The organism is Microbacterium sp. LEMMJ01, from assembly GCF_002114135.1.
Classification (GTDB): Bacteria; Actinomycetota; Actinomycetes; order Actinomycetales; family Microbacteriaceae; genus Microbacterium.
In genome coordinates, this window is sequence record NZ_NCTV01000035.1 from 91,558 (window position 1) to 112,826 (window position 21,269).

20 protein-coding genes are annotated in these 21,269 nt (G+C 71.6%); 11 read left to right on the top strand and 9 right to left on the bottom strand.

Annotation, left to right across the window (positions count from 1 at the left end):
• The first annotated feature begins 56 nt into the window (after positions 1 to 56).
• On the top strand, positions 57 to 1,283 hold the full coding sequence (locus tag B7W94_RS13735; protein ID WP_062635128.1) for a pyridoxal phosphate-dependent aminotransferase: 1,227 nt from the start codon (positions 57 to 59) through the stop codon (positions 1,281 to 1,283).
• On the opposite strand, the gene B7W94_RS13740 is transcribed toward B7W94_RS13735, so the two are convergent.
• Positions 1,174 to 2,454 carry an AAA family ATPase gene (locus tag B7W94_RS13740; RefSeq protein ID WP_085607169.1) on the bottom strand — a complete coding sequence of 427 codons (1,281 nt, stop codon included), beginning with the start codon at positions 2,452 to 2,454 and terminating at the stop codon, positions 1,174 to 1,176. The genes B7W94_RS13735 and B7W94_RS13740 overlap by 110 nt on opposite strands.
• Positions 2,451 to 3,074, bottom strand: coding sequence for an SAF domain-containing protein (locus B7W94_RS13745; protein WP_085607171.1), 624 nt, complete (start codon positions 3,072 to 3,074; stop codon positions 2,451 to 2,453). Before B7W94_RS13745 ends, B7W94_RS13740 begins: the two co-directional genes overlap by 4 nt.
• 99 nt (positions 3,075 to 3,173) lie before the next feature.
• Between B7W94_RS13745 and B7W94_RS13750 the strand changes: the two genes are divergently transcribed.
• The gene (locus B7W94_RS13750) at positions 3,174 to 3,452 is read left to right on the top strand and encodes a helix-turn-helix domain-containing protein (protein WP_085607173.1); all 279 of its coding nucleotides are present in this window, start codon (positions 3,174 to 3,176) and stop codon (positions 3,450 to 3,452) included.
• 4 nt (positions 3,453 to 3,456) lie between these two features.
• Here B7W94_RS13750 and B7W94_RS13755 read toward each other — a convergent pair whose 3' ends face one another.
• Positions 3,457 to 4,068, bottom strand: a complete 612-nt coding sequence (locus B7W94_RS13755) for a hypothetical protein (RefSeq protein WP_085607175.1) — start codon at positions 4,066 to 4,068, stop codon at positions 3,457 to 3,459.
• 154 nt (positions 4,069 to 4,222) lie between these two features.
• Here B7W94_RS13755 and B7W94_RS13760 point away from each other — a divergent pair, with 154 nt between their 5' ends.
• Together B7W94_RS13760 and B7W94_RS13765 are read left to right on the top strand one after the other, a co-directional pair.
• A complete protein-coding gene (locus B7W94_RS13760; RefSeq protein ID WP_062766506.1) occupies positions 4,223 to 4,609 on the top strand; it encodes an Rv3235 family protein in 387 nt (128 codons plus the stop codon).
• A gap of 24 nt (positions 4,610 to 4,633) precedes the next feature.
• Complete coding sequence (locus tag B7W94_RS13765) at positions 4,634 to 6,118, top strand: sensor histidine kinase (protein ID WP_025103058.1); 1,485 nt, start codon at positions 4,634 to 4,636, stop codon at positions 6,116 to 6,118.
• A gap of 58 nt (positions 6,119 to 6,176) precedes the next feature.
• On the opposite strand, the gene B7W94_RS13770 is transcribed toward B7W94_RS13765, so the two are convergent.
• Entirely contained in the window at positions 6,177 to 6,425 is a 249-nt protein-coding gene (locus B7W94_RS13770; RefSeq protein WP_017203224.1) for a WhiB family transcriptional regulator, read from the bottom strand.
• Between the two features lie 230 nt (positions 6,426 to 6,655).
• Here B7W94_RS13770 and B7W94_RS13775 point away from each other — a divergent pair, with 230 nt between their 5' ends.
• Positions 6,656 to 7,042, top strand: coding sequence for a hypothetical protein (locus B7W94_RS13775; RefSeq protein WP_085607177.1), 387 nt, complete (start codon positions 6,656 to 6,658; stop codon positions 7,040 to 7,042).
• 15 nt (positions 7,043 to 7,057) lie between these two features.
• On the opposite strand, the gene bcp is transcribed toward B7W94_RS13775, so the two are convergent.
• Genes bcp through aroA form a run of 3 tightly spaced genes read right to left on the bottom strand, consistent with a single transcriptional unit; the run spans position 7,058 to position 9,931 of the window.
• On the bottom strand, positions 7,058 to 7,531 hold the full coding sequence (bcp, locus tag B7W94_RS13780) for a thioredoxin-dependent thiol peroxidase (RefSeq protein ID WP_025103060.1): 474 nt from the start codon (positions 7,529 to 7,531) through the stop codon (positions 7,058 to 7,060).
• A 9-nt stretch (positions 7,532 to 7,540) separates the two neighbouring features.
• A complete protein-coding gene (rsgA, locus tag B7W94_RS13785) occupies positions 7,541 to 8,611 on the bottom strand; it encodes a ribosome small subunit-dependent GTPase A (RefSeq protein WP_085607179.1) in 1,071 nt (356 codons plus the stop codon).
• A gap of 3 nt (positions 8,612 to 8,614) precedes the next feature.
• Positions 8,615 to 9,931, bottom strand: coding sequence for a 3-phosphoshikimate 1-carboxyvinyltransferase (gene aroA / locus B7W94_RS13790; RefSeq protein ID WP_085607181.1), 1,317 nt, complete (start codon positions 9,929 to 9,931; stop codon positions 8,615 to 8,617).
• Between the two features lie 123 nt (positions 9,932 to 10,054).
• Between aroA and B7W94_RS13795 the strand changes: the two genes are divergently transcribed.
• The 3 genes from B7W94_RS13795 to B7W94_RS13805 are packed head-to-tail and all read left to right on the top strand — an operon-like array spanning position 10,055 to position 12,251.
• A complete protein-coding gene (locus B7W94_RS13795) occupies positions 10,055 to 10,660 on the top strand; it encodes a sigma-70 family RNA polymerase sigma factor (RefSeq protein WP_200839056.1) in 606 nt (201 codons plus the stop codon).
• Positions 10,657 to 10,902 carry a zf-HC2 domain-containing protein gene (locus B7W94_RS13800; RefSeq protein WP_025103064.1) on the top strand — a complete coding sequence of 82 codons (246 nt, stop codon included), beginning with the start codon at positions 10,657 to 10,659 and terminating at the stop codon, positions 10,900 to 10,902. The genes B7W94_RS13795 and B7W94_RS13800 overlap by 4 nt, the downstream gene beginning before the upstream one ends.
• 47 nt (positions 10,903 to 10,949) lie before the next feature.
• The gene (locus tag B7W94_RS13805; protein ID WP_085607183.1) at positions 10,950 to 12,251 is read left to right on the top strand and encodes a GNAT family N-acetyltransferase; all 1,302 of its coding nucleotides are present in this window, start codon (positions 10,950 to 10,952) and stop codon (positions 12,249 to 12,251) included.
• A gap of 62 nt (positions 12,252 to 12,313) precedes the next feature.
• Here the strand turns inward: B7W94_RS13805 and B7W94_RS13810 are convergent, their stop codons facing one another.
• Complete coding sequence (locus tag B7W94_RS13810) at positions 12,314 to 15,997, bottom strand: multifunctional oxoglutarate decarboxylase/oxoglutarate dehydrogenase thiamine pyrophosphate-binding subunit/dihydrolipoyllysine-residue succinyltransferase subunit (RefSeq protein ID WP_025103066.1); 3,684 nt, start codon at positions 15,995 to 15,997, stop codon at positions 12,314 to 12,316.
• Between the two features lie 161 nt (positions 15,998 to 16,158).
• Between B7W94_RS13810 and B7W94_RS13815 the strand changes: the two genes are divergently transcribed.
• From B7W94_RS13815 to B7W94_RS13825, 3 genes are all read left to right on the top strand, one after another.
• Positions 16,159 to 17,613: a GuaB1 family IMP dehydrogenase-related protein gene (locus B7W94_RS13815; RefSeq protein WP_085607185.1), complete on the top strand. Its 1,455-nt coding sequence runs from the start codon at positions 16,159 to 16,161 to the stop codon at positions 17,611 to 17,613.
• A gap of 113 nt (positions 17,614 to 17,726) precedes the next feature.
• A complete protein-coding gene (locus tag B7W94_RS13820; protein WP_085607187.1) occupies positions 17,727 to 19,046 on the top strand; it encodes a hemolysin family protein in 1,320 nt (439 codons plus the stop codon).
• Positions 19,043 to 20,104 carry a hemolysin family protein gene (locus B7W94_RS13825; protein ID WP_025103069.1) on the top strand — a complete coding sequence of 354 codons (1,062 nt, stop codon included), beginning with the start codon at positions 19,043 to 19,045 and terminating at the stop codon, positions 20,102 to 20,104. Before B7W94_RS13820 ends, B7W94_RS13825 begins: the two co-directional genes overlap by 4 nt.
• A gap of 59 nt (positions 20,105 to 20,163) precedes the next feature.
• Here B7W94_RS13825 and B7W94_RS13830 read toward each other — a convergent pair whose 3' ends face one another.
• Positions 20,164 to 21,231, bottom strand: a complete 1,068-nt coding sequence (locus tag B7W94_RS13830; protein ID WP_085607189.1) for an NADH:flavin oxidoreductase/NADH oxidase — start codon at positions 21,229 to 21,231, stop codon at positions 20,164 to 20,166.
• Positions 21,232 to 21,269: the final 38 nt, after the last annotated feature.

Consider the following 21,269-nt stretch of genomic DNA (forward strand, 5'->3'; position numbering starts at 1 on the left):
CGAGGAGGGCCAGTCCGTGCGGATTGGCCCTCCTGTCGTCCCTGTAGGCTTGATCGATGACACCATCGCGCACCTTCGACCAGTCGTCGAAGCTCAAGAACGTCCTGTACGAGATCCGCGGAAACGCCCTCGTCGAGGCGGCGCGATTGGAAGCAGAGGGCCACCGGATCCTCAAGCTCAACACCGGCAACCCCGCGATCTTCGGCTTCGACGCCCCGCACCAGATCGTGCACGACATGCTCGCGGCGCTCCCCACGGCCCACGGCTACAGCGACAGCAAGGGCATCATCTCCGCCCGGCGTGCCGTCGTGAGCCGGTACGAGGAGATCGACGGGTTCCCCCGTTTCGATCCCGACGACGTGTACCTCGGCAACGGCGTCTCCGAGCTGATCACCATGACCATGCAGGCGCTACTGGACGAGGGGGACGAGGTCCTCATCCCCGCTCCCGACTACCCGCTCTGGACGGCCATGACGAGCCTCGCGGGCGGCACGCCCGTGCACTACCTCTGCGACGAGGAGCAGGGCTGGCAGCCCGACCTCGAGGACATCCGGTCCAAGATCACGCCGCGGACCAAGGCGCTCGTGATCATCAACCCGAACAACCCCACCGGCGTGGTCTACTCCCGGCAGGTGCTGGAGGGCCTCGTGCAGATCGCGCGCGAGCACCAGCTGCTCATCCTCTCCGACGAGATCTACGACCGCATCCTGTTCGACGACGCCGTGCACATCCCGACGGCGACCCTGGCCCCCGACCTGCTCTGCCTCACGTTCAACGGGCTCTCCAAGACGTACCGCGTGGCCGGCTACCGGTCCGGCTGGATGGTCGTCACGGGACCGCAGGACCACGCCAAGGGCTTCATCGAGGGCATCACGCTGTTGGCCTCGACCCGGCTCTGCCCGAACGTCCCGGCGCAGCACGCCGTCCAGGCGGCGCTGTCCGGGGTCCAGTCGATCGACGCCCTGATCGCCCCGACCGGGCGGCTCCACGAGCAGCGCGACATCGCCTGGGAGGGGCTCGAGGCCATCCCCGGCGTGTCCTGCGTGAAGCCCCAGGGTGCGCTCTACGCCTTCCCGCGACTGGACCCGAACGTGCACGAGATCCGCGACGACGCCAAGCTCGTCTACGACCTGCTAGTATCCGAGCACATCCTGCTCGTGCAGGGGACGGGCTTCAACTGGCCGACGCCGGATCACCTGCGCCTCGTGACCCTGCCAGAGCCGCGAGTGCTGAGCGAAGCCGTCGAGCGCCTCGGGAACTTCCTGTCGAGCTACCGGCAGTAGCCTCCCCGGGCACGGACGCATCGAGGTCGGCCGCCAGCCGGCGCACGGCGGCGACCATCGTCGAGCGCGGGGCGACGTCGGAGATCGGCCGGGCGTGGAGCAGCGCCGCATCGACGGCACGACGGTCGTAGGGCAGGAAGGCGATGTCGGTGAGGCCGGCGAACCGCTCCAGCGTGCGACGGATCTGACTCCGGGCGTCGAGGCCGAGGGGTCCCGGTCGCACCTGATTCACGACCACCGTCATCGGCGTCCGCCCCACGAGGCGGCGGACCTCGGCGTGGTCGCGGAGGAAACGACTGATCCCCACCGGGTCGGCGGGAGCCACCGCCACGACCCGGTCCGCTGCGCCCAGGGCCGCGGTGGTCGCGGCGTGCCGACGGGGGCCGACGACATCGTGGGTGGCTTCGTCGTCGGCGTCGATCGCCGCGGAGACGTCGACGATCGTCTCGTCCCGCCAGGTGCGGCAGGCCTCGAGGGTCGCCCGCAGCCGCGCATCCGACAGCTCCGGCCAGCGGCTCGGACGGTTGAGCCCGGCGAGCACGTCGACCTCGGTGCCGCCGGCGAGCAGCCGGACCGAGAGCCGGGAGAGCTCCGCGGGATCCAGCGCCCCGGTTCCCGCGCGGCGGCAGGCTCCGGCGAGCCCCGGGGCGTCGTCGTCCATGCCCAGGAGCAGGGCGAGCGAGGGAGCCACGGTGTCCGCATCGGCCAGGGCTGTCCGCCGACCGCGACGGGCGAGCTCGACGGCGAGCTGGATCGCGACCGTCGACCGTCCGGGCGCCCCGTGCGGGCCCCAGACCGTCGTGATGCGCGACGGGGAGACCGGCAGCCGCGGGGCGTCGAGCGCATCCGCGGACAGCGCCGCGGCGATCTCCCAGCCCGCCGCATCGGTGCGCAGTGGCGGGGCGAGCCCGAGCCGGGCCACCGCTCGGCTCTCCGGGTCGCCGAGCGTGAGGATGCGGACGCCCGCGCGGTCGCAGGCCGCCCGCAGCTCGGCCGTCAGCGTCTCCCTGGTCGCGGATACCACCACCGCCTCCACGTCCGGCTGCAGGCGCGCGATGAGGGCCGCGGGCGCGGCGGACGGCAAGGCTATCCCCGTGATGCCCTCCCACTCCAGCTCCGCCACGAGCGAATCCACGCGGGGCGCGGCCACGGCCAGGAGGACGACGCTCATGATCCGGACCCGACGGGGATCACGGAGAGCGCCGCCCCGCCGGTGACCGCGCCCAGCACGGCGGCGACGTCGCTGCGGTCGATCACGATCTCGACCTCCGCCGCCCCGTCGGCGAGGAGCCCGTCCGGTTCGAGGACGGTGCGGACGGCGACGTCCCCGACGAGGATGCGCGGCTCATCGTGGGAGCGGCCGTCGTCGCGCAGCGGCGCCTGCCAGACCTCGACCTCCGTGCCGGTCGCCACATCCTCCGGCAGAGCGACGCTGCTCTCGACGACGACCGTGGTCGTGCGGCTGCTCTCCGCTCCGGCCGTCGCTGTCCGCGGCAGGAGCTCGCCCTTCGTCAGGGTGCGGGCCGCGATCCGCCCCGCGGCGAGCTGCTCCGGCCGGAGGTAGTCGTCGGAGACCGCCCCGAGCGCCACGTCGACGGTCTGGAAGTCGGAGGCACGGAGGACCTCGCCGCGGACGATCGTGCGCCGGGCCTGGAGCACGGGACTCGCCTGGTCCGCAGCGGTGACGATGGACCAGACGCCGGCGACCGAGGCGAGCACGAGGACGATGCCGACCGCGAAGCGGAGGTCACCCCGGAGGCGGCGACGAGGGGAGCGGAAGAGCGGGGCCATGGCGACATCGTCACAGAAACGCCGTCCGGGGCGACCGAGTTATCCACAAGGTCCCGCCGATCCCCGACACCGTGCCGGACGGCCGCCCAGAATGAGGGCATGACACCCCCGCACCCGCAGACCCCCCGTTTCCTCGCGCCCGCCCAGGTCGCCGAGCTGCTGAGCATCGACATCGACGAGGTGATCGCCCTCGTGCACGCCGGGCATCTGCGCGGCGCCCCGCTCGGGGCACCCGCCCGGTGGCGCATCGAGGAGCCGAGCATCGAGGAGTATCTCGCCGCGCAGACGGAGGAGGCGCGGCGCATGGCGCTGTGGCGGCAGTCGCAGGCGGCCAGCTTCCCGGAGCTCTGGGGTCGTTCGGTCACGCCCTTCGCGTGAGCGTTCAGATCGACGCGGTGCCGAGGACGCGCACCGCGGAGAGCGCGGCGTACGGCACCATCCGGAAGCCGTGCACCGCATCCGCGCGGCGGGCAGCGCCGCTGTCGTGCTCGGCGAGATCCAGGTGATCGACGGCGGCACGGTCGATGGTGCCGTGCAGGTCGTCCCCGACCAGTAGCCGGAGCTGCACGGGGAGGCGACGCCGGGCGAGGTCGCGGAGCACGAAGCCCAAGGTCATCCGCTCGCGCAGCGTCGGCGCGCCGGGGCTCTCCGCGGCGAGGCTCGCCAGCATCGCCCCGTGGTCGACCGTGAGCCCGCGCACCGCCGCCACCGGGACCAGCAGGACGGCGCTCTGCAGCCGTGTGCCCTGCGGCACCCGGGGGAGCGCGGCCACCCAGTCCACCCCCAGCGACCGCAGCCCCACGGGCACCCTGGCGCCGTCGGCGAGGTGGAGGATCGCCTCGGCCTGCGCCGCGCACAGGTGCCGCAGACGCGAGCGGAGATCGAGCCGGGCGATGCGGAGGCGCTCGGACTCGGCGTCGCGAGCGGCGCGTTCCGCCTCCCATTCCGCGGCGAGCTGCCCTTCCAGGTCGTCGAAGAGGGATTCCCAGTGCATCCGACCGAGCGTACGGCCGCGCGCTGCCGCACCCGAGTTATCCACATCGGCACCGTCGTGTACGGGTTGTCCACAGACCTTCGCCGTCGTCCCCGCCGGCGGTCCACGCCGTGGTCTACTGACGTCTCGCCGACGCCTTCGAGGGGAGAACCCGATGATGCTGGCCGAGTTCTTCGGACCACAGCCCACCCCCGCCGATCAGCTTCCCGACCCCGCGCTCCTGGTCCGGAGCCTCACACGGGGCGCGCTCGAGGCGCTCGCCGGGATCCGCGAGGTGGATCAGCTGGCGCGGTGGTTCAGCGAGGAGGCGTACCGCAGCCTCGTCACCCGTGCGAACCTCGCCGCTCGCGCCCGCAGCGCACGCGGGGTGCCGCCGGCCCGGCCGACCTTCGTCATCCGCACCGTTCGGGTGACCCATCCGCGCGACGGCATCGTCGAGGCGGTCGTCGTGGTGGCGGGGCCGGGGCGCACGCGCGCGGTGGCCCTCCGGCTGGAAGGGCTCGACCACCGGTGGCGCGCGACGTCGCTCGCCATCCTCTGAGGTGCGGGACTCTAGGCTGGGGAGGTGTCAACCCTCAGTGATCTCGCCCAGGCCCAGGGCCTTCTGACCGACGACGACGTGGAGTGGCTGCATCGGCTCGCCGGTGACGGACAGCTCCTCGCCGACCTCGCCTCCGCCGACATCGTCCTGTGGATCCAGACCGAGGACGGCTCCTTCATCGCCGTCGCGCACGCGCGGCCCAGTGGCGCGGCGACGCTGTTCTACCGCGACATCGTCGGCGAGCGCGTGCGGCCCCAGTGGCGGACGCAGGTGCAGGGCGCCTTCGAGTCCGCGGAGATCGTGGACTCGTCCTCGCCGGACTGGTTCGAGGAGACGCCGACGCGGGTGCGTGCGGTGCCGATCGTGATCGAGCGTCGCGGAGAGGACAAGGCTCCCCGCGTGATCGGCGTGGTGACGCGGCACACGAATCTCGGAGAGGTCCGCACCCCTTCCCGTCAGCAGATCACCTTCGACGAGTGCGCCAACGACCTGTTCCGGATGATCGCCGACGGGAGCTTCCCCGACCCGGCCGCGCCGACGTCGCCTCGACGCGGGGCGCCCCGTGCGTCGGACGGCCTGATCCGCATCGACGTCGACGGCATCACCACGTTCGCGAGCCCGAACGCGCTCTCCGCGTTCAACCGGATGGGATTCGACGACGAGCTGGAGGGGGAGTCCCTGGCGGAGGTGACCACCCGGCTCGTGCCGCCGTCCCGTCAGGTCGACGAGTCCCTGCCCGTGGTCGTGACCGGACGGGCGCCCTGGCGCACGGACATCGAGGCGCGGGGCGTGACCGTCTCGCTCCGTGCCATCCCCTTGAAGGACCACGGCACGCGCATCGGCGCCATCGTGCTCTGCCGCGACGTCTCGGAGCTGCGTCACCAGGAGCAGGAGCTCATCACCAAGGACGCGACGATCCGCGAGATTCACCACCGGGTGAAGAACAATCTGCAGACGGTCGCCTCGCTGCTGCGGATCCAGGCGCGGCGCACGCACTCCGACGAGGCGCGCGACGCCCTCACCCAGGCCATGCGCCGCGTGGACGCCATCGCGGTCGTGCATGACACGCTCGCGCAGGGCCTCACGCAGAAGGTCGACTTCGACGAGGTCTTCCACCGGGTCCTCAAGCTCGTCGCCGAGGTCGCCTCGGCGCCGAACACCCGAGCGCGCACGCAGTCCACGGGGCGTTTCGGTGTGCTCCCCAGCGAGTACGCCACCCCGCTGGCGCTGGCGCTGACGGAGGTCGTGACGAACGCCGTCGAGCACGGTCTCGCCGGACAGGAGGGCGTCGTCACGATCGATGCGAAGCGCACGGAGGACAACCTCCGGGTGACGGTGCGCGACACCGGTCACGGGCTTCCCGAGGGTCGGGTGGGGCAGGGTCTGGGGACGCAGATCATCCGCACCCTCATCCAGGGCGAGCTCGGCGGCACCATCGACTGGCAGGGGAGCGAGGGCGAGGGCACCGAGGTGGTCATCGACATCCCGCTGCGCTGGCTGGAGCGCTGAGCCCGCCCGTGCACGCAGAAGCGGCCTGAGACCGGGTCTCAGGCCGCTTCCGTGAATCTCAGGAGGCGCGGCGGGCGCGGGCCGCGCGACGCTTGAGAGCGCGACGCTCGTCCTCGGAGAGGCCGCCCCAGACGCCGGAGTCCTGGCTGGTCTCCAGGGCGTACTGCAGGCAGATCTCGGTGACCGTGCAGGTCGCGCAGACCGTCTTGGCCTTCTCGATCTGGTCGACGGCCGGGCCGGTGTTCCCGACGGGGAAGAACAGTTCGGGGTCGACGGTCAGGCAGGCGGCCTTGTCACGCCAGTCCATGGGGGCTCCTCGGTGTGGATTTCATGAGATGTCGCGATGCGACCTCTCGATTCGGGTGACGGTTCGGGTTCCGCTACCCTGTTGAGATACGGGCGGATGCCCGCTGATTGTGATGCGAACGCGAACGTTCGCCCCACGCCGCTGTGGGAGCACATGACTTTCTCTATTCTGTTACATGAATACCCTGAAATCAAGGGTTTTCTCGTCATTCGATCCCCGGGAGGACACCCGTGCGCGCACCGGGAATCGCCCGCGCCGCCGCCGCCGTGCTGGCGGTGGAAGCCGTCGCCCTGCTCGTGTTCGCCGCGATCGAGATGGCCGGACTCGGGGCGGGGGACGCCGCGTCGCTGCCGACGGCCATCGCTCTCATCGTCCTGACGCTGATCGGCGCCGCCGCACTCGCGGCCTTCGCGTTCGGCACCCGCGCGGGACGCTCCTGGGCGCGATCCGGGGGCGTGGTGTTCCAGGTCCTCGCGATCGCCCTGGCGCTCGGAGCCCTCACGCTGCCGCCCATCCCGTGGGCCTTCGTGCTCGGACTCGGCATCCCGGCCGTCGCGGGCTTCGCACTCCTCATCGCGAGCGCACGCCGGGAGGGCTCACGCCGCGAAGCGGAGTGAGCGGGACCCGACCCGTCAGGCGTCGATGCCGAGCTGCTTGCGCAGCCGCGCGACGTGGCCCGTGGCCTTCACGTTGTACTGCGCGCTCGTGATGATGCCCTCCTCGTCGAGGACGAACGTCGAGCGGATCACACCTTCGACGAGCTTGCCGTAGTTCATCTTCTCGCCCCAGGCGCCGTACGCCTCGTGCACCGCGTGGTCGGGGTCGCTGAGCAGCGGGAACGTGAGGCCGTCGCGGTCGCGGAAGGCGGCGAGCTTCGCCGGCTCGTCCCGCGAGACGCCGACGACCTGATACCCGGCGCCCTGCAGCGACGAGATGCTGTCGCGGAAGTCGCAGGCCTCCGTCGTGCACCCCGGCGTCATGGCAGCCGGGTAGAAGTACAGCACCGTCTTCGTGCCGCGGAGGTCGGCCAGGCGGATGGTGTTCCCGTCCTGGTCGAGCAGGGAGAAGTCGGGGGCGGCGGTTCCGGTTTCCAGGCGTTCGGTCACCCGTCCAGCCTATCGTCCGGGGGGCTGCTCCGCCTTGTCGGCGAAGGTCTGCAGGAGGCGCTGCAGGGAGTCCAGCCGGGCGCGCCCCGTCTCGCTCAGCTCGCCGCGCTCCGCCGCCTCGATGAGGGCGCAGTCCGGCGCGTCGGGGAGGTGGGTGCAGCCGCGCGGGCAGTCCTCGGCGATGACGGCGAGCTCGGTGAAGGCGGCGAGGATGTTCGCGGGGTCGACGTGCCCGAGGCCGAAGGAGCGGACGCCGGGGGTGTCGATGACCCAGCCGGAGCCGTCGGCGCTCTCGTAGCGCAGCGAGACGGTGGAGGAGGAGGTGTGTCGCCCGCGGCCGGTGACCTGGTTCACGTGTCCGGTGGCGCGGCCCGCGGTGGGCACCAGGGCGTTCACCAACGTCGACTTGCCGACACCGGAGTGTCCGACGAACACCGTCGAGTGGCCGATGAGCGCGGCGCCGATCTCGTCGACCGGCATCTCGTCCTGTGCGCTCGTGAAGACCCGGAGATCGAGGCCCTCGAAGTGCGCGAGGAACGGCGCGGGGTCGGCGAGATCGGTCTTCGTCACGACGAGGAGGGGACGGATCCCGGCATCCAGGGCGGCGACGAGGTAGCGGTCCACGAGACGGGCGCGGGGCTCGGGGTCGGCCGCCGCGACGACGACGAGCATCTGGTCGGCGTTCGCGACGATCACCCGCTCGACCTCGTCGGTGTCGTCGGCGCTGCGGCGGAGGAGCGAGGTGCGCTCGACGATGCCCACGATCCGGCCGAGCGTGCCCTCGTCGCCCGAGGTGTCACCGACGACGCGGGCCCGGTCGCCCGTGACGATCGGCGTGCGCCGCAGCTCTCGTGCGCGGGCGGCCGTGATCGTGCGCTCCTGCGGGGTGTCCTCGTCGAGGAGGACGGAGTACCGGCCCCGGTCGACGCCGAGGACGCGGCCGATCTGCGCATCCTCGTGCGCAGGACGGCGTTTGGTGCGCGGCCGGTTGGCCTTCGGGTTCGGTCGGGTGCGGATGCTGCTCTCGTCGTAGTCCTCGAAGTCGTCCTCGAGGTCGTCGTCGTCGTTCAGCCAGCTCACCCGTCAGCCTCGCAGCATCCGCTCCCAGAGCATCGTGAACTCCGGGAGGGTCTTGGCGGTGGTGCCGATGTCGTCGATGACCACGTCGGGGACGCGGAGGCCGATCAGCGCGCCGGTCGTCGCCATCCGATGGTCGTGGTGCGCGGCCCAGGTGCCGCCCCGGAGCGGACCGGGAACGATGCGGATGCCGTCGGGGAGCTCCTCGGCGGTTCCGCCGAGCGCGCGCAGGTTCCCGACGAGCGCCGCGATCCGGTCGGTCTCGTGGAGGCGGATGTGTCCGATGCCGCGGATGGTCGTGGGGCCGTCGGCGAAGGCCGCGAGACCGACGAGGGTCGGCGTCAGCTCGCTGGCGGCGGAGAGATCGAGATCCAGTCCACGGATTCCGGATCCGGCCCGCACGGTGAGCACGCCGGCGTGACGGCTGACGTGTGCACCCGCCGCCTGCAGGATCTCGGGGAGCAGCGCTCCGGGCTGGGTCGAGTGCGCCGGCCAGCCGGTGATCGCGACGGAGCCTCCGGCGACGAGGGCCGCCGCCAGGAACGGGGCGGCATTGGAGAGATCCGGCTCGATCGGGATCTCCTTGGCACGGGGGACTCCGGCCTCCACCAGCCATTCGCCCACGGCGGGGCGCTCGATGCGGATGCCGCGGCGGCTCAGGGCCTCGATGGTCATGTCGATGTGCGGCAGGCTCGGCAGCCGCTCGCCCGTGTGCACGAGGTGCAGGCCGACGTCGAAGCGCGGGGCCGCGAGCAGCAGCCCGGACACGAACTGGCTGGAGGCCGACGCGTCGATCTCCACGCGACCGCCGCGGATGTGGCCGTGGCCGCGGATGGTGAACGGGAGGGCCCAGGTGCCCTCGTCGTCGATGTCGACGCCGAGGTCGCGCAGGGCGCTGATGAGCCCGCCCATGGGCCGGTGCAGAGCCGTCTCGTGCGCGGTGAGGTGGACGTCCTGCTCCGCGAGGCCCGCCAGCGGCGCGATGAAGCGCATGACGGTCCCGGCCTGGCCGCAGTCGATCGTCGTGCCGCCGCGGAGCTTGCCGGGCGTGATCACGAGGTCGGGACCGAACTCATGACCGGCGTCGACCTCCTCGATGCCGACGCCGAGTGCGCGGAGGGCCTCCACCATGCGCTGCGAGTCGTCGGAGTGCAGCGGCGCGATCAGGCGGCCGGGGCCGTCCGCGATCGCCGCGATGAGGAGTTCGCGGTTCGTGAGGGACTTGGAGCCGGGGATCGTGAGCTCGGCGTGCACCGGGCCGTCGATCGTGGGCGCGGGGTAGGCGCCCTGCACACGGGTGGGGGAATACCTTTTGGCGCTCATCGGTTCTCACCTTAGTAAACGCAACGCCGTCCTCGTGAGAGGCGGCCCCCGTGCGAAGGGAAGAGGATGCCTGCGACGCTGGAACGCGAGGTGATCGACCTCAGCCGCCTAGACTGGCCGGTGATGGACGACACCGCAACCGCAGCCACCGTCGGCGACCCTCGGCGCGAGTTCGAGGAGCAGGCGCTCCCCTTCATGGACCAGCTCTACGCCGCCGCGATGCGCATGACGCGCAATCCCGCTGACGCTGCCGATCTCGTGCAGGAGACCTTCGTCAAGGCCTACGGCTCGTGGTCGACGTTCGCGCAGGGCACGAATCTCAAGGCGTGGCTGTACCGCATCCTCACCAACACGTACATCAACATCTACCGCAAGCGGCAGCGCGAGCCCTTCCAGGGCACCATCGACGAGCTCGAGGACTGGCAGCTCGGCGGCGCGGAGTCGACCACCGCTTCGCACAGCCGGTCGGCGGAGGCGGAGGCCATCGACCGCATGCCGGCGTCGGTCGTGAAGGACGCGCTGCAGGCGGTTCCGGAGGACTTCCGGCTCGCGGTGTACCTCGCTGACGTCGAGGGCTTCGCGTACCAGGAGATCGCCGACATCATGAAGACCCCCATCGGCACCGTGATGAGCCGTCTGCACCGTGGCAGGCGGATGCTGCGGGAGCTGCTGGCCGACTACGCCGCGGAGCGGGGAATCGCCGCGGCTGACCCGAGGAGCAAGAAATGAGCGACTGCGGCTGCGACAAGGCCCGTCAGGATCTGGAGGAGTACCTCCGCAACGAGGTGTGCAAGACCGAGCACGCCGAGATCCGCGAGCACCTGGAGAACTGCCCGGCGTGCCGGGACGAGGCTCTGGTGGCGACGACCCTCACCGAGGTCATCGCCCGCGCCTGCAAGGAGACCGCTCCGGAGGAGCTGCGCGACCAGGTGTTCGCCCGGCTCCGCGAGGTCCAGGCCGCGCAGCACTGAGCGCCCCCGGGGCGCGGAGCGTCGGAGACCGCCCGTAGGCTGTGTGCATGGCCCTCATCGATGCGCGCGGGATCCCCGCTGACCAGACGTCCGTCGACCGCCTCGCGGGGGAGGGCCTCGAGTACCGGGTCCTCGATACGACGGATTCCACGCGCGTCGCCGCCTTCCAGCGGGCGATGGCCCGCGGGTTCCTCGGCGCCGACCCCTCGGAGGCGGCTCGTGAGGAGGGCGTGGGCACGCTGAGGAGCCGGCGCAACATCGGCGTGTACGAGCCCGACGCCCCGGCCGACCGCTTCCCGGTGGCGACCATCGACTCCTGGGTGACGCCGCTGACGATCCCCGGCGGCGAGATCGGGATGTGGGCGATCAGCGGGGTCACCGTAGCCGGCACGCACCGCCGCCGTGGCATCGCGCGTGCCCTGCTGGAGGGGGAGCTGCGCGCCGCCGTCGATGCCGGCCTCCCCGTCGCGGGCCTCACGGTGTCCGAGGCGACGATCTACGGCCGGTACGGCTTCGGCTCCGCCGTCCCCGTGGCGCGGTTCACCGTGGATGTGCGCCGCGCCGGCTGGGCGGGCCCCGTCCCGGCCGGCCGCGTGGAGTACCTCGAGCGCGAGGAGCTCGCCGAGGCGCTGGCGGAGGCGCACGAGCGCGCCCGTACCGCGCGGTCCGGTCAGGTCCCGGGGTGGGCGGCCCGCTGGGCGGGCATCAGCGGGCTCGCGAGCACCGACACCGACCGGGATCGGGTGCGCGGCGTCCGCTATCGCGACGAGTCCGGTCAGGTGCGCGGCGTGATGGCCTTCCACCTCAGCGAGCGCGGCGGCACGTTCCGGTTCGCAGCGCACGTGCGCCTGCTCGTCGGCGAGACGGCGGAAGCGACGGCTGCGCTGTGGCGGTTCGCGCTGCAGCACGACCTCGTCGACGAGGTGACCGCCGATCTCCGACCGCTCGACGACGCCCTGCCGTGGCTGGTCGCGGACCCGCGCGGCGTCACCCAGGAGGTTCACGACCACGGTTGGCTCCGCGTCCTGGACGTCCCCGCCGCGCTCACGGCCCGGACCTACGCCGCGCCCCTGGACACCGTGCTCCGTATCGAGGACCCCCTGGGATTCGCCGCGGGCACCTGGCGCCTGCGCGTCGACGCGGAGGGGCGAGCGCACATCGAGGACGCTCCGGGCGCCCAGGCGGACCTCGTCCTCGACGTCTCCGCGCTCTCGTCGATCTACGCCGGCAGCATCCGCGTCGCCGCGCTGCACGGAGCGGGCCGGATCACGGGCCCGGTGGACGCCGTCGAGGCACTGGACCGTGCGTTCGTCGCCTTCCCGGCGCCCTCCCTCGACATCTGGTACTGACCCACGGACCGAGAAGGGCGCCCCGGCCGAAGCCGGGGCGCCCTTCGTCGTCAGAGAGGCGGTCAGCCCAGGGTGACCGCCGCGCGGATGAGCGCGGCCTGCTCGGTCGCGTGCACCTTGGACGATCCCGTCGCCGGCGAGGCCGACGCCGGACGCGAGACCGGGCGGAACGAGCGGTCGCCGGGGACGTCCGCGAAGGCCAAAGCCAGGAACGGCCAGGCGCCCTGGTTCTCCGGCTCCTCCTGCACCCACACGAGCTCGGCGTTCGGGTACGAGTCGGTGATCTTCTTCAGCTCGTCGATAGGCGTCGGGTAGAGCTGCTCCAGACGCACCAGGGCGATCTCCGGGTTCGGGTTCTTCTCCAGCTCGGCGCGGAGGTCCCAGTGCACCTTGCCGCTGTGCACGAGCACGCGCTTCACGGCGGAACGGTCGAGACCGCGGTCGTCGTCGAGGACCGGCTCGAAGCGGCCCCCGGTGAACGCCTCCACCGGGCTCGTCGCGCCGCGCAGACGCAGCATGGCCTTCGGCGTGAACACGATGAGCGGCTTGCGCGGGCGGGCGTAGGCCTGCCGGCGCAGCAGGTGGAAGTGCGACGCCGGGGTCGATGGACGGGCCACGATCATGTTGTCCTGCGCGCACAGCTGCAGGAACCGCTCGATGCGTGCGGAGGAGTGGTCCGGTCCCTGGCCCTCGTAGCCGTGGGGGAGCAGGAGCGTGACGCTGGACTGCTGACCCCACTTCTGCTCCGCGGCGGAGATGTACTCGTCGATGACCGACTGGGCGCCGTTGACGAAGTCGCCGAACTGCGCCTCCCACAGGACCAGGGCCTCCGGCGCCTCCACGGAGTAGCCGTACTCGAAGCCGAGCGCGGCGTACTCGCTGAGGAGGGAGTCGTAGACGAAGAAGCGGCCCTGCGCGTCGGACAGGTTCGACAGCGGCAGCCACTCCTGGCCGTTCGCACGGTCGTGGAGCGCCGCGTGCCGCTGCACGAAGGTCCCGCGTCGCGAGTCCTGGCCGGCGAGGCGCACCGGGGTGCCCTCGACCAGGAGCGAGCCGAAGGCGAGCAGCTCGCCGAAGCCCCAGTCGATGTTCCCGTTGCGGCTCATGTCCAGGCGCTTCTCCAGCAGCTGCTGGATCTTCGGGTGCACCGTGAAGCCCTCGGGCTTGTTCACGAACGCGTCGCCGATGAGGCGGATGACCTCGGCGGGGACACCGGTGACCTCGGGGGCTCCGACCTGGTCCTCGACCTGCGGGGCCTCCTCGGGGGCGATCGGGGTCGCGCCGGTCTCGGCGGCGTGCGTCTCGGCGAAGGCGATCTCCAGACGGTTCTGGAAGTCGGCCTTGGCCTCGTCGTACTCCTCCTCGGTGATGTCGCCGCGACCGACGAGGGACTCCGTGTACAGGCGGCGGACGGAGCGCTTCGCCTGGATGAGGTCGGTCATCAGCGGCTGCGTCATCGAGGGGTCGTCGCCCTCGTTGTGCCCGCGTCGGCGGTAGCAGACGAGGTCGATCACGACGTCGCGGTGGAAGCGCTCGCGGTACTCGAACGCGAGCTGCGCGACGTGGATGACGGCCTCGGGGTCGTCGCCGTTCACGTGGAAGACCGGCGCCTGGATCGTCTTGGCGACGTCGGTGGCGTAGACCGAGGTGCGGGCGTCGCTCGGCGTCGTGGTGAAGCCGACCTGGTTGTTGACGACCACATGGATCGTGCCGCCCGTGCGGTAGCCGCGCAGCTGCGACATCTGCAGGGTCTCGACGACGACGCCCTGGCCGGCGAAGGCCGCGTCGCCGTGGACGAGGATGGGCAGCCAGGCGAAGGTGCCGATGGGCTTGCGGTCCTGCTTGGCGCGGACGATGCCCTCCAGCACGCCGTCGACCGTCTCCAGGTGGGAGGGGTTGGCGGCGAGGTACACCGGCAGCGCGGAGCCGTCGTCGGCGACGAACGTGCCCTCGGTGCCCAGGTGGTATTTCACGTCGCCCGAGCCGCGCTGGTTGCCGGGGGTCTGCGTGCCCTCGAACTCGCGGAAGACCTGGCCGTACGTCTTGCCGGCGATGTTGGTGAGCACGTTCAGGCGGCCGCGGTGGGCCATGCCGATCGCGGCGCCCTCCAGACCGGCCGTGGCCGCGCCCTGGAGGATCTCGTCGAGGAGGGGGATCAGCGACTCGCCGCCCTCGAGCGAGAAGCGCTTCTGGCCGACGAACTTCGTCTGCAGGAAGGTCTCGAAGGCCTCGGCCTCGTTGAGCTTGCGCAGCACGCGCAGCTGCTCGTCATGGCCGGGCTTCTGGTACTTGACCTCGACCTTCTCCTGGAACCAGCGGCGCTGCTCCGGGTCCTGGATGTGCATGTACTCGATGCCGAGAGTGCGGCAGTACGAGTCGCGCAGCACGCCGAGGATGTCGCGGAGCTTGGCGACGCGGCGTCCGCCGAACCCGCCCGTGACGAACTCGCGGTCGAGGTCCCAGAAGGTCAGGCCGTGGCTCTCGATCTCCAGGTCGGGGTGCGAGCGCTGACGGTACTCGAGCGGGTCGATGTCGGCCATGAGGTGGCCGCGCACGCGGAAGGAGTTGATGAGCTCCTGCACGCGCGACTGCTTGTCGACGCGCTCGGCGAGGTCGACCGCGATGTCGGGGTTCCAGCGGATGGGCGCGTACGGGATGCGCAGCGCCGCGAAGATGTCGTCGTAGAAGCCCCGCTGCCCGATGAGCAGCTCGTGCACCTTCTTCAGGAACTCGCCGGAGCCGGCGCCCTGGATGACGCGGTGGTCGTAGGTGCTCGTGAGCGTGATGGTCTTGCCGATCGCGAGCTCGTTGAGCGTCTTGTCGCTCGCGCCCTGGAACTCGGCGGGGTACTCGAGGGCGCCGGCGCCGATGATGCAGCCCTGGCCCTTCATGAGACGCGGGACCGAGTGCACCGTGCCGATGCCGCCCGGGTTGGTGAGCGAGACCGTGGTGCCCTGGAAGTCGGCGGCGGTGAGCTTGTTGGCGCGGGCGCGGGTGACGAGGTCCTCATAGGCGGCGAGGTACTCGGTGAAGGTCATGGTGTCGGCACGCTTGATGCTCGGGACCATGAGGGCGCGGGTGCCGTCCGGCTTGGGCAGGTCGATCGCGATGCCGAGGTTGACGTGCGCCGGGGCCACGACGGAGGGCTTGCCGTCGATCTCGGCGTAGAAGACGTTCTGGCTGCGGAACTCGTCGAGGGTGCGGATGAGCGCCCAGCCGATGAGGTGGGTGAAGCTGACCTTGCCGCCGCGCGTGCGGGCCATGTGGTTGTTGATGACGATGCGGTTGTCGATCATCAGCTTGGCCGGGACCGTGCGGACGCTCGTCGCGGTGGGGACGGTGAGCGATTCGTCCATGTTCGCGGCGAGGGTCTTCGGCAGACCGCGCAGCGGGGTGACCTTGTCCTCTTCGGACGGCTGCTGCGTCTCCTTGGACTCCTGCTTCGGCTTCGGCGCCTGGGCGGGGATCGGCGCGGCCGCCGCCGGCTTCGCGGTGGTGCGGGCGACGGGCTGTGCTCCGATCACGGGGATGGGAGCGGTCACGGGGTGCGCCGGGGCCGCGGTCGCGGCGGGAGCGGCAGCGCCTCCGGCGGCCGTGGTCTCGGAGTGGTACTTCTCCAGAATGGGCCACCACTCCTTGTCGACCGAGTCGCGGTTCTCCTTGAACTGCTCGTAGAGCTCTTCGACGAGCCAGGAATTGGCTCCGAACCCCCCGTCGCCACCGACGCCGGTCACCTGGTTCGACACGCTCTATCGCCCTCTTTCATCGCTGAAGATCTCCGATGCGGACGCACGACGCAGGATGCGCTCGGGCCCGCACACTCTCGACCACCAAGCCTAACCTGTTTCGACCGAGGAGACGTCGAACAGCACGACCCGTGGCGCGCCGATCTGGGTACCGTGGAGACATGGAGTTCTCAGGTGCGCAGCCGACCGTCGATCTGACCTACTCGGACGTCTTCCTGGTGCCGCGCCGCTCGGCCGTCACCAGTCGCCTCCAGGTCGATCTCGCTCCGCACGACGGCACCCCGGCGACGCTGCCGCTCGTCGCCGCGAACATGAACTCGGTGACCGGGCCGCGGATCGCCGCCGTGCTCGCGCGTCGAGGGGCGCTGGGCGTGCTGCCGCAGGACCTCCCGCTCCAGGAGCTCGACGCCGCGATCCGCGACGTGAAGGGGCAGCCGGTGCTCTGGGACACGCCGCTCGTGCTGCCCCCGGAGGCGACCGTCGCCGACGCCCTCCGCCTGCTCCCCGCCGCCCCCGGCCACGGCATCGTCGTGGCCTCCGGCGCGGCGCCGATCCCCGTCGACCGCATCGTCGGGGTGCTCCCGGCCACCCGTCTCGCGACCGCGCTGCCCGACGCGCAGCTCGGCGACCTCGTGCACCGGGGCACGCCGTCCATCGACGCGGACGACATCGGCTCCGAACGGCACGCCTTCGACGTCATCACCGAGGCGGACGTCGAGGTCGTCACGGTCGTCCACCACGGCCACCTCGTCGGGACGCTGAGCGCCCGCAGCGCCCTCCGCGCCACGCTGTACCGGCCGGCCGTGGACGCCGGCGGGCGCCTCGCCGTCGCCGCGGCGGTCGGCATCAACGGCGACGTCGGGGCGAAAGCGAAGGCGCTCGCGGCGGCCGGGGTGGACGTGCTCGTCGTCGACACCGCGCACGGCCACCAGGAGGGCATGCTCCGGGCGCTGCAGGAGGTCGCGTCCCTCGGGCTCGGGCTCCCCATCGTCGCGGGGAACATCGTCACCGCGGACGGCGTGCGGGATCTCGTCGACGCGGGCGCCTCGATCCTCAAGGTCGGCGTCGGACCAGGGGCGATGTGCACGACGCGGATGATGACGGCGGTCGGTCGTCCCCAGTTCTCCGCGGTGCTGGAGACCGCGCAGGCCGCCGCCGAGGCCGGAGCGCATGTCTGGGCCGACGGCGGGGTGCGCTACCCGCGGGACGTCGCCCTCGCGCTCGCTGCCGGTGCGGCCTCCGTCATGGTCGGCTCCTGGTTCGCCGGGACGATCGAGGCCCCGGGCGAGCTCCAGCGCGACACGGACGGTCGTCTGTTCAAGGAGTCGTGGGGGATGGCCTCGACCAAGGCCGTGCAGGCGCGGTTCGGTCGGCTCGACGCCTACGAGCGCGCGCGCAAGGAGCTGTTCGCCGAGGGCATCTCCTCCTCCAAGATCTACCTCGACCCGCTGCGCCCGGGAATCGAGGACCTGCTCGACATGATCACGTCGGGCGTGCGGTCGTCCTTCACCTACGCCGGGGCCGCGACCGTGCCGGAGTTCCACGACCGCGCTCTCGTGGGACTGCAGTCGGCGGCGGGCTACGAGGAGGGCAAGGCGCTGCCGGTCAGCTGGTGATCACCTGCCGCGACCACAGTCCGCTTCTGTAGAATCGAGCGCACTATGGACGACCCTCCCAGTTGCCGAACATCGCCCCACCGTCCCGTTCTCTCCCCGGAGAGGAAGATCTGATGGACTACATCATGTTGGGCGTGGGGCTTCTGCTCACGGTCGGCACCGGCCTCTTCGTCGCGAGCGAGTTCGCCCTCGTGAACCTCGACCGCGCGGATCTGGAAGCGCGGCAGGCGCGAGGCGAGTCCCGCCTCTCCCTGACGATCAGCGCCCTGCGGCACACCTCGACGCATCTCTCCTCCGCACAGCTCGGCATCACGCTGACCACGCTGCTGACCGGATACACGATGGAACCGGCGCTGTCCAACCTCCTGCGCCCCACGCTGGTCGCCTGGAACATCCCGGAAGCCGCCGTCGCTCCCATCGCGACCGTGGTGGCGATGTTCGTCGCGACGGTGCTCTCGATGATCCTCGGCGAGCTCGTCCCGAAGAACTTCGCGCTGGCGCTGCCCCTGGCCACGGCGAAGCTCGTCGTGCCGTTCCAGATCGCCTTCACGACCGTGTTCAAGCCGGCGGTGGTCGTGCTCAACGGCAGCGCCAACGGGGTGCTGCGCAGCATGGGCATCGAGCCCAAGGAGGAGCTCTCCGGCGCCCGTAGCGCGGAGGAGCTCTCCTCCCTCGTGCGACGGTCGGCGAGCGCCGGAGTGCTGGAGGCCGACACCGCGACGCTGCTGGACCGCACGCTCACGTTCTCGCGGCTCACGGCGGCCGACGTCATGACGGCGCGCCCGAGCATGCACGCGATCGCCGCCGGCGACTCGGTCGACGACGTGATCCAGCTGGCGCGGCGCACCGGCCACAGCCGCTTCCCGGTCTTCGACGAGGACCTCGACGACATCACGGGCGTCGTGCACCTCAAGGCCGCCATCTCGGTGCCGCGGGAACGCCGGGCCGAGGTGCCCGTCGGGGCCCTCGCGACCGACCCGCTCCGCGTGCCGGAGACCGCCCACGTCGACGCGCTGATCTCCGACCTCCGCGGTCGCGGCTACCAGCTCGCGGTCGTCGTCGACGAGTACGGCGGGACGGCGGGGATCGTGACGCTGGAGGACCTCGTGGAGGAGCTCGTCGGCGAGGTGTCCGACGAACACGACCGGACGAGGGCCGGCATCATCCGCAACCGCGACGGGGTGACCTTCCCCGGCGAGCTGCGTCCGGACGAGCTGCGCAGCCGCGCAGGCGTCGAGGTGCCGGAGGGCGATGTGTACGACACGGTCGGCGGCTACGTCATGAGCGTCCTCGAGCGGGTGCCGGTCGTCGGCGACGAGGTGCCCCTGGAGAGCGGCACGCTGCAGGTGGTCCGCATGGACGGCCGCCGCGTGGATCGGGTGCGCTACGTCCCGAGACCGGATGCCGTCGTCATCGAGGGGGTGTCCCTGTGAGCGATTGGGGAGGCCTCGCCTGGCTCGTCGTCCTGCTGGCGGCGAACGCGTTCTTCGTCGGCGCCGAGTTCGCGGTGATCTCCGCGCGGCGTTCCCAGATCGAGCCGAAGGCGGAGCGCGGGTCGCGCCCGGCCAAGACGGCGCTGTACGCCATGGAGCACGCGACGCTCATGCTCGCGACCTCGCAGCTCGGCATCACGATCTGCTCGCTGCTCATCCTGAACGTGTCCGAGCCCGCCATCCACCATCTGCTCGCCGTGCCGCTGCACGCGCTGGGCTGGTCGGACGGCGCGGTGGACGTCGTGTCGTTCACGATCGCGCTGCTCATCGTGTCGTTCCTGCACGTCGTGTTCGGCGAGATGGTGCCGAAGAACCTCGCGTTCTCGATTCCGGACCGGGCCGTGCTGCTGCTGGCGACGCCGCTGGTGTGGGTGTCGAAGGTGTTCATGCCGGTGATCTGGCTGCTGAACGCGGCGGCGAACGGCGTGCTGCGCCTCTTCCGGGTGGAGCCGAAGAACGAGGCGGCGTCGACGTTCACCCTCGACGAGGTCGCGACCATCGTCAACCAGTCGCGCCGTGAGGGCGTGCTCATGGACACCGCGGGCACGGTGACGGCCGCGGTGGAGTTCACCGACAAGAAGGCGCGCGACGTGGCCGTGCCGCTGAGCGACCTCGTCACGCTGCCGCAGACGACCACGCCCGACGACATCGAGAAGGCGGTGGCCCGCTACGGGTTCTCGCGCTACGTGATCGTCGACGACGAGGACGTCCCGATCGGCTACGTCCACCTCAAGGACATCCTGCGGGCCTCGGAGGGCCCGGATGCCGAGGCCAAGGTGCTCGAGCCGATCCCCGGCAAGCGCATCCACCACATGGTGCCCGTGCAGGAGGACACCGATCTGGAGGACGCGCTCGCCGTCATGCGCCGGGCGGGTCGCCACCTCGCCAAGGTCCGCGACGCCCGGGGGGAGACCACCGCCGTGCTGTTCCTGGAGGACATCCTCGAGGAGCTCGTCGGCGAAGTGCAGGACGCGACCCGTCGCGTCCGCGGCCACTGACATCCGGACACGCGAAGGCCGCCGGCTCCCTCGGGGACCGGCGGCCGTCGTCGTGGGCGTCAGCGCCAGTGCGCGCGTTCGTACTGCGGCGGCCAGGCGACCTCGTCGCCCAGCTCGTGCGCGGCCCGGAGCGCGAAGTGCGGGTCGCGCAGCCACTCCCGTCCGGCGAAGATCGCGTCGGCCGCCCCGTCGGCGAGCACCTGCTCGGCCTGGGCGGCGGCGGTGATGAGGCCCACGGCCGACACCGGGATCCGCCCGCCCTGGCGGACGGTCTCTGCCAGCGGGACCTGGTAGCCGGGGGAGACGCTGATGCGCTGGTGCGCGACGAGGCCGCCGCTGGAGACGTCGATGAGGTCGGCGCCGCGCGCGGTCGCCCAGCCGCCGACCGTCGCCGCCTCCTCGGGCGTGAAGCCGCCCTCGGCGTGATCCGTCGCCGAGATCCGGACGAAGACCGGCACGCCCTCGCCGGCTGCCTCGCGCACCGCGTCCACGACGCGCAGCAGCAGCCGGGCCCGGTTCTCCAGCGAGCCGCCGTACTCGTCCTCGCGGAGGTTGGACAGCGGCGACAGGAACTGGTGCAGGAGGTAGCCGTGGGCGCCGTGGATCTCGATGACGTCGAAGCCGGCCTCGAGCGCCCGACGGGTCGCCGCGGCGAACCCGTCGACCACGCGGTCGATGCCCGCCGCGTCCAGCGCGACCGGCGCGGCGAACCCCTCGTAGGCCACCGCGGACGGGGCGGTGGTCGTCCATCCGCCCGCGTCGGCGGGGACCGAGCCGCGCTCGTCGGCCCAGGGCCACCAGGTGGAGGCCTTCCGCCCGGCGTGCGCGAGCTGGATGCCCGCGGCGGCCCCGCGGTCGTGGATCGCTCGCACGATCGGGGCGAGGGCGTCGCGCTGGGCGTCGTCCCACAGCCCGAGGTCGCGCGGGGAGATGCGCCCCTCCGGCACGACGGCCGTGGCCTCGGCCACGATGAGCCCGGCGCCGCCCGAGGCGAACTGCGCGAGGTGGGTGTGGTGCCACTCCTGCGCCACGCCGTCGACGGCGCTGTACATGCACATGGGGGAGACCCAGAGGCGGTTGCGGAACGTGGTGGACCGGACGGTCAGCGGGGAGAAGAGAAGACTCACCGTTCGACGGTACCGCCGACGCGGACGGGACAGGGCCG

Coding starts and splice junctions, on each gene's coding strand:
- B7W94_RS13735 (WP_062635128.1), top strand. CDS start 57: ATGACACCATCGCGCACCTTCGACCAGTCGTCGAAGCTCAAGAACGTC.
- B7W94_RS13740 (WP_085607169.1), bottom strand. CDS start 2,454: ATGAGCGTCGTCCTCCTGGCCGTGGCCGCGCCCCGCGTGGATTCGCTC.
- B7W94_RS13745 (WP_085607171.1), bottom strand. CDS start 3,074: ATGGCCCCGCTCTTCCGCTCCCCTCGTCGCCGCCTCCGGGGTGACCTC.
- B7W94_RS13750 (WP_085607173.1), top strand. CDS start 3,174: ATGACACCCCCGCACCCGCAGACCCCCCGTTTCCTCGCGCCCGCCCAG.
- B7W94_RS13755 (WP_085607175.1), bottom strand. CDS start 4,068: ATGCACTGGGAATCCCTCTTCGACGACCTGGAAGGGCAGCTCGCCGCG.
- B7W94_RS13760 (WP_062766506.1), top strand. CDS start 4,223: ATGATGCTGGCCGAGTTCTTCGGACCACAGCCCACCCCCGCCGATCAG.
- B7W94_RS13770 (WP_017203224.1), bottom strand. CDS start 6,425: ATGGACTGGCGTGACAAGGCCGCCTGCCTGACCGTCGACCCCGAACTG.
- aroA (WP_085607181.1), bottom strand. CDS start 9,931: ATGAGCGCCAAAAGGTATTCCCCCACCCGTGTGCAGGGCGCCTACCCC.
- B7W94_RS13795 (WP_200839056.1), top strand. CDS start 10,055: ATGGACGACACCGCAACCGCAGCCACCGTCGGCGACCCTCGGCGCGAG.
- B7W94_RS13800 (WP_025103064.1), top strand. CDS start 10,657: ATGAGCGACTGCGGCTGCGACAAGGCCCGTCAGGATCTGGAGGAGTAC.
- B7W94_RS13805 (WP_085607183.1), top strand. CDS start 10,950: ATGGCCCTCATCGATGCGCGCGGGATCCCCGCTGACCAGACGTCCGTC.
- B7W94_RS13815 (WP_085607185.1), top strand. CDS start 16,159: ATGGAGTTCTCAGGTGCGCAGCCGACCGTCGATCTGACCTACTCGGAC.
- B7W94_RS13820 (WP_085607187.1), top strand. CDS start 17,727: ATGGACTACATCATGTTGGGCGTGGGGCTTCTGCTCACGGTCGGCACC.